This window comes from Bosea sp. PAMC 26642 (assembly GCF_001562255.1).
Classification (GTDB): Bacteria; Pseudomonadota; Alphaproteobacteria; order Rhizobiales; family Beijerinckiaceae; genus Allobosea.
In genome coordinates this window covers 3,300,604-3,313,010 of sequence record NZ_CP014301.1, presented here as the reverse complement: position 1 = coordinate 3,313,010, position 12,407 = coordinate 3,300,604, and the positions used below count along the sequence as shown (strand labels likewise).

At 62.1% G+C, this 12,407-nt stretch carries 12 protein-coding genes; 5 read left to right on the top strand and 7 right to left on the bottom strand.

Annotation, left to right across the window (positions count from 1 at the left end):
• Window positions 1-148: 148 nt before the first annotated feature.
• The 4 genes from AXW83_RS15965 to AXW83_RS15950 all read right to left on the bottom strand — a co-directional run bounded on the left by AXW83_RS15965 (window position 149) and on the right by AXW83_RS15950 (window position 4,499).
• Window positions 149-1,441 (bottom strand): TRAP transporter large permease, encoded by a 1,293-nt coding sequence (locus AXW83_RS15965; protein WP_066615057.1) that lies wholly within the window; start codon window positions 1,439-1,441, stop codon window positions 149-151.
• Between the two features lie 2 nt (window positions 1,442-1,443).
• Window positions 1,444-1,944 (bottom strand): TRAP transporter small permease, encoded by a 501-nt coding sequence (locus AXW83_RS15960; protein ID WP_066615056.1) that lies wholly within the window; start codon window positions 1,942-1,944, stop codon window positions 1,444-1,446.
• A gap of 110 nt (window positions 1,945-2,054) precedes the next feature.
• Window positions 2,055-3,050 (bottom strand): TRAP transporter substrate-binding protein, encoded by a 996-nt coding sequence (locus AXW83_RS15955; protein ID WP_066615055.1) that lies wholly within the window; start codon window positions 3,048-3,050, stop codon window positions 2,055-2,057.
• A gap of 90 nt (window positions 3,051-3,140) precedes the next feature.
• Complete coding sequence (locus AXW83_RS15950; protein WP_066615054.1) at window positions 3,141-4,499, bottom strand: NAD(P)H-dependent oxidoreductase; 1,359 nt, start codon at window positions 4,497-4,499, stop codon at window positions 3,141-3,143.
• A gap of 291 nt (window positions 4,500-4,790) precedes the next feature.
• On the opposite strand from AXW83_RS15950, the gene AXW83_RS15945 reads away from it, so the two are divergent.
• Window positions 4,791-5,705, top strand: a complete 915-nt coding sequence (locus AXW83_RS15945; protein ID WP_066615053.1) for a LysR substrate-binding domain-containing protein — start codon at window positions 4,791-4,793, stop codon at window positions 5,703-5,705.
• A gap of 441 nt (window positions 5,706-6,146) precedes the next feature.
• Here AXW83_RS15945 and AXW83_RS15940 read toward each other — a convergent pair whose 3' ends face one another.
• Genes AXW83_RS15940 through mobC form a run of 3 tightly spaced genes read right to left on the bottom strand, consistent with a single transcriptional unit; the run spans window position 6,147 to window position 8,056 of the window.
• Window positions 6,147-7,088, bottom strand: coding sequence for a hypothetical protein (locus AXW83_RS15940; RefSeq protein WP_066615052.1), 942 nt, complete (start codon window positions 7,086-7,088; stop codon window positions 6,147-6,149).
• Window positions 7,089-7,118: 30 nt separating this feature from the next.
• A complete protein-coding gene (locus AXW83_RS15935) occupies window positions 7,119-7,688 on the bottom strand; it encodes a relaxase/mobilization nuclease domain-containing protein (protein WP_066615051.1) in 570 nt (189 codons plus the stop codon).
• Window positions 7,688-8,056 carry a plasmid mobilization relaxosome protein MobC gene (gene mobC / locus AXW83_RS15930; protein WP_066615050.1) on the bottom strand — a complete coding sequence of 123 codons (369 nt, stop codon included), beginning with the start codon at window positions 8,054-8,056 and terminating at the stop codon, window positions 7,688-7,690. The genes AXW83_RS15935 and mobC overlap by 1 nt, the downstream gene beginning before the upstream one ends.
• A 316-nt stretch (window positions 8,057-8,372) precedes the next feature.
• On the opposite strand from mobC, the gene AXW83_RS15925 reads away from it, so the two are divergent.
• From AXW83_RS15925 to AXW83_RS15910, 4 genes are read left to right on the top strand one after another with little or no spacing between them, the layout of a single operon-like run.
• Window positions 8,373-8,978 carry a hypothetical protein gene (locus AXW83_RS15925; protein ID WP_066615049.1) on the top strand — a complete coding sequence of 202 codons (606 nt, stop codon included), beginning with the start codon at window positions 8,373-8,375 and terminating at the stop codon, window positions 8,976-8,978.
• Between the two features lie 34 nt (window positions 8,979-9,012).
• The gene (locus AXW83_RS15920) at window positions 9,013-9,882 is read left to right on the top strand and encodes a hypothetical protein (protein WP_066615048.1); all 870 of its coding nucleotides are present in this window, start codon (window positions 9,013-9,015) and stop codon (window positions 9,880-9,882) included.
• 1 nt (window position 9,883) lies between these two features.
• Window positions 9,884-10,786 carry a hypothetical protein gene (locus AXW83_RS15915; RefSeq protein ID WP_066615047.1) on the top strand — a complete coding sequence of 301 codons (903 nt, stop codon included), beginning with the start codon at window positions 9,884-9,886 and terminating at the stop codon, window positions 10,784-10,786.
• 3 nt (window positions 10,787-10,789) lie between these two features.
• Window positions 10,790-12,397 (top strand): hypothetical protein, encoded by a 1,608-nt coding sequence (locus tag AXW83_RS15910; RefSeq protein WP_156640109.1) that lies wholly within the window; start codon window positions 10,790-10,792, stop codon window positions 12,395-12,397.
• The last annotated feature ends 10 nt before the right edge of the window (window positions 12,398-12,407 follow it).

Genomic DNA, 12,407 nt, shown 5'->3' with positions numbered 1-12,407 from the left:
CATGGCGCGGCGCGCCCTTCGAGCCCCTCAGCATCTGTTTGCGGGCAATCTCATCGCTCCTGATTACGCGGCGTCATCGTTCGGCACTGCCTGACAGGGTCTTGGGCTCACGCCGCCGCCCGATCGCCTGTTTGCTCCGCGACGGGACCTACCGGCCGTAATCTACAAGTAACCTCGGCAGCCAGAGCACCGTCGCCGGAAACAGCGAAATGATCACCAGCACGATGAAACCGGCGCCGAGGAACGGACCCAGTTCCCGGCTTTCCTCCTCGAGCGTCACATTGGCGAAGTTGGCGCAGATGTAGAGCAGGATGCCGACCGGCGGCGTGATCAGCCCCAGGCAGAGATTGAACACCATCACCAGCCCGAAATGGACGAGGTCGATGCCGACCGCCTGTACCACCGGCACCAGCACCGGTATCAGGATGAACATCGCTGGTAGCGGCTCCATGAAGATGCCGATGATCAGCAGGAAGACGTTGATCATCATCAGGATGATCGTCGGATCCGAGGAGACCGAAGCGATCCAGCTGGCAATGGCGCGCGGTGTGCCCGAGACCGCCAGAAGCCAGCCGAAGCCCGACGACAGGGCGATGATGAACATCACCAGCGCCGTATCGAGCGCTGTCTGGACCAGGATCGGCCAGATCGTCTTGATGCTGAGTTCCTTGTAGACGAAGAAGCCGATGAAAGCGGCATAGACCACGGCGATTGTCGCGCTCTCGGTGACCGTGACGACGCCGCCGGTGACGCCGATCAGGATGATCACCGGCATCATCAAAGCCCAGCTCGCCGGGAGGATCAGGCGGGGAATCTGGCGAACCGGCACCGCTTCCGAGACGGGATAGTTGCGCTTCACTGAAATCCAGTAGGCCGCGACCATCAGCGAGAGCGCCAGCAGCACGCCCGGCACGATGCCGCCGAGGAATAGTGCGATGATCGAGACGCCTTTGCCCGCCGACAGGCCGTAGATGACGAGCGGGATCGAGGGCGGGATGATCGGCCCGTTGACGCAGGCCGACGCCATCAGCGCCGCGGCGAAGCCACCGCCATAGCCCTGCTTCTTCATCGCCGGGATCAGAACCTTGCCGAGCGCCGAGGCGTCGGCCGCAGCCGACCCCGAGAGCCCTGAGAAGATCATCGCCGCCGTCACCGAGGTCAGCGCCAGACCGCCGCGGAACCGGCCGACCATGGCGTTGGCAAGGTTGATGATCTGGTGGGTGATGCCGCCGCCATTCATCAGATTCCCGGCCAGGATGAAGAACGGGATGGCCAGCAGCGCGTAGGAATCGGCGCCGACGAGCGTCCGCTGCGCCAGGATCGACATCGGCAGCGAGCCATGAGCCATGATCGCGGCGATGGTGGCGAGCCCCATCGCAAACGCGATCGGGACGGAAAGTGCCAGCAACAGGAAGAAGCTGCCGATCAGAATGGTGCTCATCGTCAGAACTCCCCCGCGACGCCGACCGGCTGCCTTTTCGAGGGATCGACGATCTTCTCGACGAAATAGAGCATCATCATCGCGCAGGAGACCGGCGCGGAGACATAGAACCAGGCCGGGGTGATATCGAGCGCGCCATAGGTGTTGGGCAGGACGTCGATCGAGAGCTTCACGCTGTAGATGAACAGCACCACGATGAAGGTCAGGTTGGCGAGTTCGATCGCCCAGAACATCACCTGCTGGGCGCGGCCCTTGAGCATGCCGATGAACATGTCCACGCCGATATGCAGCTTCTGGCGGTAGAGCACTGCCGCGCCGACGAAGGTGATCCAGATGAACAGGATGTTCGAGACCTGCTCGATCCAGGAGATCGGCGCGTTGACAACATAGCGCCACCATACCGCGGCGAGCGTGATCAGCACGATCGCCGCAACACAGAGGCCGAGCGCGAATTTGGCGACCTCGGTGACGAGGTCCGATAACCTGCCGATAAGCGCCTTCATGCGCAAAGCTCCGCTGTCTTGCCGGGATTTCTTGCCGGGGGCCCGAGACGCTCACGCACCGCTCCGGCCCGTGACCGAAGCGGTGCGCAGGTGCGGCAGAGATGACCGCGTCAGGCGATCTGGCCGATGCGGTCGGCCCATTTCTTGCCGGCCGGGAACTCGGTGGCCAGGTTCTTCACCGTCGCGGTGAAGGCGGCCTTGTCGACCTCGGAGATCACGATCTTCTTGGCCTTGATCAGCTCCAGGATACGGACATCGTCGGCGATCACCTTCGGCCGCATCTCCGCTTCCATGTCGCGCGCCGCCTTATCGACCGCTTGGCGCAGCTCTGGGGTCAGCTTCTGGTAGGCGTCGTTGCCCATCAGGATGCAGTTGTCCTGCATCATGTGCTCTGTCAGCGAGAGATGCGTATTGGCGTCGAAGATGCCGGAGTTGAAGGTCAGGCCCATCGGGTTCTCCTGGCCATCGATCACGCTCGACTTCAGGGCCTGGAAGACCTCGGGGAAGGGCAGGGGTGTCGGCGAGGCCCCGAAGAGCTCGAAGGTTCGGCGCCACAGCGCCGTTTCCGGCACGCGGATCTTCAGACCCTTCATGTCGGCCGGAACTTTCACGACCCGGTTGCAGGACAGCATGCGCGGCATCCGCGGGATCGCACCGAGCGGCCTGAGCTTGCCGGTCTTGGCGATGTCCTCTTGGTATTCGGCCCGCATCGTGTCCCAGACGCGGTCCTTATGGGCAACGTCCTTGAACAGATAGGGGTGGGTCCAGACCTCGGCCGGGCGATACCAGCCGGCGACCACGCCCTGGCCCGGCGTCGCGATCTGGATCGCGCCCTGCAGCACGGCCTCGACGTGCTCGCGCTCGCCGCCGAGCGCACCGCCATGATGGCTGGCGACCTCGATCTGGCCCTTGCTGAGTTCGCCCAGGCGCTTGCCGAAGAAGTCGAGGCTGATGCCGATGAAATCCTGCTGGGAGGCGGCGTTGGCGCCGATCCAGCTTATCTTCTGGGCCCTGAGCACGCCCGGCATGGCGATTAGCGAAGCGCCTGCGGCAAGCCCGCCGAGCGCCGCGCGGCGTGTCGGAATGAATCGTCCCTTGGTGGTCATGGTGTTTCCTCCTCTGTTATCGTTTGGCCCGTTGCTCGGGCTCTGGGATGCCAAGACGGAGCGCGGATGCGCGCCCCGTCAGCGCGTCGGTCACGCCGCCTGTGTATTGGGGCGGGCGAAGGCTGCCTCCATTTCGCGCCGGACCTTCACGGCAATGTTGGCGGGGTCATAGGCGACATCGCTCCATTTCAGGCGCTGGCCCTCGGCGATGTCGGCCTTGAGCTTGACGTTGTGGGCAAGGCCAAGCGGCAGATAGCCCTGGTCGAGCGAGGCCGACGCCGGGGTCTGCTTGCCCCAGACGCAGAACCCGCCTTCGCCGTCGAGCATCTCTCCGGCCTTGAGCGCACGCTTCGCGGTCGCGACGACGTCGGAGTTGAACATGATGGGGGCGCCGGTCGCTTCCTTGCGCAGGGCAGCCGACGCGACCGAGATGCCGAGCTCGAGCCCGATCATGTGGATCGGCCGATAGAGGCAGGAATACTTACCGCTCTTGTCGGGAAGCATGCTGTATTCGCGGAAGCACTCCTCGCTATAGGCGCTGTCGCTCTCGAACACGACATAGGTGCCCATCACCAGCGAATGCGGCACGTCCGTGCCGTCGCGATAGACCGAGGACGTGACCTCGGTGACGCCCGCCCGTTCGAGCACGCCGCCATCGGCCTTGGGCTTGCAGATCTCGGCATGCTCGAAGCGCGTTGCCGGCGGGAACGAGAGCCCCTCCGCCTGCGAGTGCAGGCCCGTCGCATTGCAGACCGCCGTCATCTCGATGCCCGACTTCGTGCCGTCGACGAAGGAGTTGAACATCTTGGGATTGATCGAATTGCGATCCTTGATCTTCATATACTTGTCGAGGATGTCCCAGACCGTGTCGGGCGTCGACTGATGGTAGGTGGGGTGGTAGCGCGTGCCCTTGCCGGCGCTGACGACCTTGAAGCCCGCGGCGCGGGCCCAGTCGACATGGTCGGCGATCAGGGCCGGCTGGTCGCCCCAGGCCAGCGAATAGACGACGCCGGCCGCCTTCGCCTTGCGCGCCAGGATCGGGCCGGCAACCGCGTCGGCCTCGACATTGACCATTATGATGTGCTTGCCGTGCTCGATCGCCTTCAGCGCGAAGGCGATGCCGGCGCCGGGATCGCCGGTCGCCTCGATGATCACCTCCACGGCGGGATGGGTGATCAGACTGTCGGCATTGTCGGAAATGAGCGTCGCGCCGTTCTTGAGCGCGTCGTCGATCGTGGCGGCCGCGTACTGCTCGTCGGGCCAGCAGGCGAGCTTGAGCTGTGACCGGGCCCTGTTGGTGTTGAGATCGGCGACGCCGACGATATGCATGCCGTCGGTGTTGCGGGCCTGCGAGAGGAACATCGTTCCGAACTTTCCGGCGCCGATGATGGCAACCGTGACCGGCTTCCCGGCAGCCTTCCGTTCAAGCAGCATGCGATGCAGGTTCATGTCGTCTCAGCCTTCCGCCTTGGCCGATCGGGGATCGGGCCAGCCTCATCGAGCGAGAAACCGACATACGGAAAAGCTTGCGCCGCGCCGCCATGGCGGCCGGTTGCGACTGACGGGCGGACTAACGTCTTCCCGCCGATCTCCGCCCCCCGCCTGTCGCGGGCGACGTCTTCTCCCAGTCGTCAGCAGCTTCTTTTGATGAGCTGCATTCCTCATTGGCAAGTGCTAGCATAGGCTAATAGTCGAGCAATAACGAATAAGGATGCCGGTATTGATGAGCAGCATTCGCTGATGATCGGTGGACTGCCGCCCCTGCAGTGGCTCTCGACCTTCCGTGCCGTAATGGAGGCCGGCAGTTTCGCCGGCGCGGCCAAGCTCTTGAGTCTGACGCCGTCTGCGATCAGCCATCAGATGCGCGCGCTCGAAGGCATGCTCGGCCGCCAGCTCTTCCTGCGCGTCAAGCGCAGCGTCGTGCCGACCGAGGAAGCGCTGACCTACAGTGCCTCGATCGGGGAGAGCTTTGCCAGGCTCGTGACCGCCACCAGCCGCGTCGCATCGGGGGCAGGCGTGCGTCGCCTGCCGATCCACTGCTCGCCCAGTTTCGCGACATTGTGGCTGGTGCCGCGGCTCGGGCAATTTCTGCGCGAGCATTCGGCGATCGACATCGCGCTCTACGCCAGCCATGAGCCGGCGCGGCTCGGCCAGGACGGCATCCTCGTCGATATCCAGTATGCGCGCCCGGTGCCGGAATCCTGCGAGGCGGTGCCGCTGGCCGAGGAACTGATCGTGCCGATGGCGTCCGCGAGCTTCATCGCCGAGCACCGCCTGACGAACCCCGCCGACATCGCCCGCGTGCCGCTGATCCATTCGCTGCGCTGCGTGGTGCCATGGGACCAGTGGTCGGCCAGGCACGCGCCGCTGGTGCCGCTCAACCCGCGCGGCCTGCAGTTCGACCGCGCCCATCTCGCGCTGGCGGTCGCGGCGGACGGGCTCGGCCTCGCGCTTGAATCGACCTTGCAGGCGCGCGACCACCTGCGTCGCGGCACGCTGGCTATGCCGTTCGGGCCGCTTGGGATTTCCGCGATTGCACATCGCCTGCTTTATCGCCGAGAAGATCGAACCAATCCCGACATCATCGCCTTCGTCAACTGGATCACTGGCATGCTGGCGCACGAACGCCTACGAATCAGCGCGAACGTCCTGTGACGGCGCGGGATCGGATTTGAGTATCGTTCAGGCGGACTGGTTGAGATGCTATCTTGGTAGGGCTGGCGAGCGGCCGAACGTCTCCGGCAATCGCACTGCAACTGCTTGCGGCGCGTTTTAGCTGCGCCAGGAATTGTCCGCGCCAATATGACCTGTCTTTAATATGACCTGTCTTTGGATGTCCGCTTTGCGGCAGGCGGCCAGAGTCAGTTTATGGCGCATCTCGCACGCGACGGCGATATCGTTTGTGGCGTGTTTTCGGCGGAAGCGACACGACTGCGACAGTTGCCGCCCGACTTCGGTCGAGACCTCTGCCTTAATTGGAAATAATCTGGGAACAGCGAGACGGCTTAGCGGACCAGCCGGCATCTATGGGGTGGATACCTCAGAGATACGCCACAGATGCAAATCCTATATGCTCGCCCCGCCTTAGAAGAGACCTTATCGCTCGGGACCATTCCGATTGCGAGTGGGTTTCCGCACGGCACGGACCCGTGTCGTAGCAACAGTGGAGTCAGCGGCCGTACCTCGCCGCCTCCGACTGTTGATCATCTGTATGCGCATCTTCTGGGCGCGTCGAGCCTCCTCCTGGCTTTTACGGATGAAGGCCGCGCGCCTGGCGAAGAATGCCCTGCCCGCATTCCTGACTTCCTCCACCAGAAGGGCCTGATCCGAATTCCGCTCGGCGTTAGCCGCCTGTCTCACCCTTTGCGCATCGCGACGATCGGGCAGAGCAGCAACAACCATTCCTGCGCCGATCAACGCTGTGACAACCCCAGCGCCTGTCAGCACAGCAGCGCCGGCCGCGAGAAAGAACACGAGTTTTTTCATCTGGGGGGTGGCGAATATCCGAGCGGCCAAAAACGCGCGATTGACGCGCGCTTTCCGAATCCGATCGCGCTGGCGAAAGCGATCGCGAATAGCGGCCTGCCGATTTCGGAGTTCGAGGCCCTCCTGGTCAGACAGGCGGTTGGCAAGGCGAGCTTTAGCAGCCTTTGCTTTCGCGTCCACGATGGTGTCGCCGTCGGCCTCGCATTCCCCGATAAACCGATCGAATTCAAACTCGACGGCCTGGCCAGCGCGCTGAACGGAGCTTCGGGCGTAGGTGCCTTGGAGTTCTTTCAGAGTCGGAAGCCGTCCCAGCACTTCGCGGACATCGCGCTCGAGCAGCCGGGCCCCCTCACCATGAGCCTTGGAGACAAGGTTGACATGCCGAACGAGCGAGGTGGGCAGACCACTCTCGAGGTGAAAAAGCGTCACGGATTTGTGGCCCATGGCAATTCCAAACCCGGCCTCGGGGCATGCCGCTGCAAAGCGCCTCAAATCGCTGCCGCTGCTTCGCCAGAGCGCAAGCAAGCGCTCGTCGATCTCAATCAGTGTCACGTCACGGCGCGCAGCCTCCTGTACGGCCGGCTAGGGGTGGCGCATGCCGCGTTCGGCCTTAGGGCCACGCGCGACCACTTCGGCCAGCTCGATCTCCTCACGCTCCCGCAACAGCTGCGCAACGCGCTCGACGCGAATGCTGGGCACGAGAGCCTCACCGAACTCGACCTCCAGTTTACGGGCGATCAGTTCGTCTCGCTCCTTCGAACGGGTATTGCGCAGGGCCCGGCCGGTCGAAGGATCTACAGCACTGTAATTAATATGAAAATGCGGCGGCCTTCGCCCTTTTCGGTGCTCGACGACGTGGCGGAAAACAGCCCCGCTGATACCATATTCAGCCTCGTAAACCTCAAGGACGCGCTTCAGCTCGGCATCTGTCAGATCATGGTTCGGGCTGATCTTGACGTGCCAGAAATCGTACTTCACCCGCGGCGAGGCCCGCGAAACGCCAGCCATGAGCCTGAGTGCCAGGCTGATATCACTGGGAACGCCGCGCAGTTCATCCTGGCGGATGACCACGAGCTGGTTACTCCCGCGGCCAACCTTTCCCAGGTGCTCTGCGAGATTGCCGATCGACCTGACGTCGGTGAAGACCATCATCAGACGGTGGTCTCCACACCCAGCGCATCCAGGACGAGGCTGGAAAGTGCGTCGAGCTGGCTCCTGATGACCGCAACGTCAGTCGCGATCATCGTGTCGTCGCTCATGTTAGCTGCCTTGGCGAGCTGGTTGAGATTCGAGCCCTGGCGCCGCAACTCGACCAGCGCCTCGCGCAGCAACTCGGCGTGCGGGATCCTGCGATATCGAGGCGCCTTCATCGCGCTCCCGAGCAGATCGATGACGTATTCGCGCACCAGCGCGGCGGGCTTCACGCCTCGCGCGCTGGCGGCGTCGCAGAGCTTCTCGAAGGTCGCCCCATCGAGCCTGAACGCCAGGCTATGGGGGAAGCGGTTTCCTTCTGTCGTCATTGGAACTCTCCTTGGTCGGCGGAGCCGGCGCCCCGCAGGGCGCAACCGCTCGAGCGGTTTCGGGGTCAACGGGGCGGAAGCCCCTTGCAAGTGCGAAGTTCAAGCAACGCGCCGTAAACTTCGCCCACACTTGCGCATTATAGACTCTATAGATCTCTAATTTCCAGTTGTATTAGATTTATCCGCGTTAATATCAAGGTCATATCATATCAATTAACCGTCACGTATCATGAATTATCGCGATATAAATGAGATACGATAAATACAACTACACGGCGAGTATCGATACATGTAACTATACGTCCAGGAGAGACTTATGTCCGACTTAGATGCGAGCGGTGCAGTGACGAAAAGCAGCATGGAAGAGATCCGTGCGGCGATGGCTGAAGAAGCGCGTGCAGTGACCGGCACTCGAATTTTAAAGCCAGGTTACGTCTGGATGGTGGTGGCGGCAGCCTTGCCCGAGATTGACGCTATTTTGGCGGCGGCCGAAGGCAGCGGCGAGGGCGGCAAGGCGGTTTTCGAACGCATCGCTGCCATGCTGCGGGCAGCCTCCGGCTTCTCCGACCTTAGCGGAGAGTCGGTCCGGCAATATCGGTCCCGGATCAAGCAAGGCGTCTTCGACGAGCGTTTAGCCCGACTCGGCTTTCGCCGCGTCAACAACCGGATCGAGCCGATTGTCGCGTCGGCTGGAGCGCTCGTTGATGACGGTTCCGAAGCTTCGTCAGGCTCGTTCGACGATTCTCGAAGTCCGTCGGTCGAGGCAAACAAGCCTAATACCTCATCCTCAGGCGACGCTGGAACGACAGCCGTCGCTAAGCCATCCGTTCGCGTTAGCGCGCAGGCATCCACCGGGCACCGATCGACAGACCAGCCCTTAGACCGAGCCATGGATGAAGCGGCACCCGAGCGGCTGAAGTAACGGCGCGCTTGTCAACCCAACGAAAGGAAATCCGATGTCGATAAAGCTTCCTACCAAGCCACCCGTCACACCCGACCAGAAGACCATGGTGCCACCGCCATCAACTTCTCAAATCTTAGAGAAGGCCGGCAGCAACATTCGCGTCAAAATCATCGCACTCGTGCTGGAGAACAAGGGAGGAACGGGCAAGAGCAGGATTGCCGAGATCTGCACCTACACGCTGTCCAACGGAGAGGATCCTTCGAAAAAGATCCTAGTCGGGGAGACTGACAGCGCCAACAGAACTCAGAAAATGGTCGGAGCTTCCGAATTTATCGATCTAAGTGAGGTCCAGTGGACGGGTCAGCTCGAATACATAGGCGAGCGTGTCGCGTCGGGCGAATTTGACCACGCGGTGATCGACTGCGGCGCGCGGGATGAAACCGCTATTCGAGCGTTTCTGCCCGAGTATGGCGATTATCTGGCTTCAATGGGCATCCGGCTCGTTGTCATCAGACCGCTAACGCTTTCTACCTTCGTTCAAAATAATGCCTATCGCTTCGTCAGCCGCGTCAAGACTAGCAACATCGGTGTCGTTGCTGTCCGAAACCTCAGCCAAGGCCGTACCCTTGCTATGTTCGCCGGCTGGATCGCGAAGAAGGCTCGCGCCGAGATGCTGGCCAAGGGCGTGATCGAAATCGACATGCAGGATGCCGGCGCTCGCTGGTCGGATGAGGCGGTGGGTTATGGCCTGTCCTTCGCTGACATAGCCTTTGGTCGCTTCTCCAAAATCAAAGACGCCGAGGATCGCCAGGACGCGATTGGCATCTTCGACCGCCCCGTTCAGCTGTTTATCGCGAGCTGGTTGCGCAAGCAGTCTTCGTCCTTCAACACCGCCCTTCAAGCGGCCTCCGAGGGGCCTTGAAATGAGCAAAGATGAGCTGGACCGGCGCATCCGGGAACTCGAGGCTAGCGTCCCGCTCTGGAAGCGTATTTTCGTTCCTGAGGACGCGCAGCGCACCGTCGTTGAGCGCCTCATGATCAAGCTCTGGGCGATGGGGTTGCCTCAGGCTTTGATCGGGGCGGCGATAACCTTGGCAGGTATTGCCGCGCTCCCGTCTACAGGGGTTACGTTGGTCAGCAGCGTAGATGCGAGGCTTGCTGCCGTAGTGCGGGCACATTTGCCCGACGCGGATCGACTAGCCCCCAATGACTTGATGGCGCGAATTTCGGTTGGTGACCGCGCGGTCAAATTTGTGAGGGATGTCGTGGGCGAGCCGCTGCCGCCGGACACCCTGTCCTGGATAGGTCGGCTCAGCTTCAAAACGCCGCCTCTCGTTCGCGGTGATCGGGCTGAGGCCCTGGCGGATATCGTCCGGTTGCTCGGCGATCTTCCCACGGCGGAGCGACTGACTCGCCTGGATTGGCTCGTCACCTTCGCCGCCGAAACATCCAATCCGCATTCCGGCTTGGCCCACGCCCTGCAGGCGTTGTCGAGCTTGCCGGTTGCGCTACGCCAGCAGCTGCTTTTTGGCGACGCCGCGGAGTTGAAGGGGATCATCCGGCTCAAGCAGGAACGCGATGCCAACCGCGCCTCACTTGGCAGCGTGGAACAGGATCTCTCGGCGGAAACGATTAGGCTAGCGCAGGAGACAGCGCGCCGGCGCAATACGCTTGATCTCGTCAAGCAGCGCTATGCCAGCGTGTCCGCCATTGGTGCGACCTGCGCTGCCCAATGGCAGCGCTTTGACGCTTGCACGACAGGCGTCCTGTCTTCGGAGGTGCCTGCACTATCCTCGCCCCGTCCAACGACGACTCCGAGGAGGTGACACTTGACCACCCCCGAGCGCGACGAACCGACCGACAAGCCAGATCAATCAAAGGCCTCAAAGTCCGAGGAGCGAGCAAGCGGGACTACGCCTTCAACCGCCCGCCGGGCGATCGATATGATGCTGGAACTGTCGGACGGCCGGCAAATCCCAGACGATCCGCTGACGAGCCGACAAAAGCAGGAAGCAGCGAGGCGTGTTGGCGATGCGGAGTTCGCGCTTGCCCTGTTGGAGGATGATGTCACCCTTTTCCGCGCCGATGGTCAGTCCTATGCTTCCGTCGTTGTCGACGGTTTGCCGCAGGTGATGAACCTACGCTCGGCTGAATTTGGGGCAATGGCCCGCCAAAGATTTTTTGGCGAAGAAAAGCGCTTTCTCAGGAAGAGCCATTTCAGCGCGGTCCTGCAGGCCCTCGCGGACAAAGCGCTGGGCGCTCCGCAAAAGGAAATGTATCTTCGCACGGCTCCCATCGACGATGGCATCTGCATCGATCTTGGGGATGCTGCTGGCCGCGCGATCTCGGTCACTTCCGCCGGCTATTCTGTGGTTGACGAGCCAGAAGTCCATTTCCGGCGGTCATCCAAGCCATTGCCGATGCCAGCGGGCATTGGTAACGTCATGCTGCTGCGGCGGCATCTCAACCTCACCGATGGTCAGTTTTTGCTTGTTGTCGCGTGGCTGACTGCCTCGTTGCGGCCCATCGGGCCCTACCCAGTCCTCATGATCTACGGCCAGCAGGGATCGTCTAAGTCGACGGTCTCAAAGGTCCTTCGCCGGCTTGTAGATGGCGGCACGGCTCCAGGGCGTGCTCTCCCATCGAAGAAGAGCGATCTCGATGTTGCAGCGCTGCACTCGCACCTGTTGGCGTTCGACAACGTTTCCGTGATTCTCAACGCGATCTCCGATTGGTTGGCGCGCCTTGCGACGGGAGAGGAAGATGGCAAGCGCCGGTTGTTCACGGACGCCGAGGAGGTTGTATTGTCAGCCCGCCGGCCAATCCTGATCAACGGCATCGTAAATGTCATCAGCCGTGCTGACCTGGCCGATCGAGCCGTGTTCATCGAGCTCGCGCCAATACCGCCGGCCGCTCGGATCACCGAGGCTGCGTTCTGGCATCGCTTCGAGCAGGATGCGCCGGCCATCATGGCAGGCCTTCTGGACGTCGTTGCGCATGGCTTGAGCCGTCTCCCCACTACTGTCGTTGAAGACCTACCGAGAATGGCCGATTTCGCGGTCTGGGGAACCGCCATCGAGACGGCTCATTGGAAGCCGGGAGACTTTATGGTGGCCTATCGAGAGAACATTTCCGAAGCCAGTGGGGATGTGCTCGATCTCGATGAGGTTGGCAGTGCCATTATCATGTTGATGGGACGGCGCTCGGAGTGGTCGGGTACCGCAACCCAGCTGCTAGAGACCCTTCAGGGGCAGTCGCCGCCGCGGCGCGGCCGGCAGTTCCCTATCAATGCAAAGGTCCTTTCCGGAGAGCTTACCAGGCTCACGCCACTCCTTGGGCGACGGGGCATCGTCGTGACGCGCGCAAAAGCGGCGACCAAGGATCGAAGCCGTTTCATTTTGATCTCTGCATCTGGTGCGGATAGCGCCGCGGAATAGCTCCGCCGAC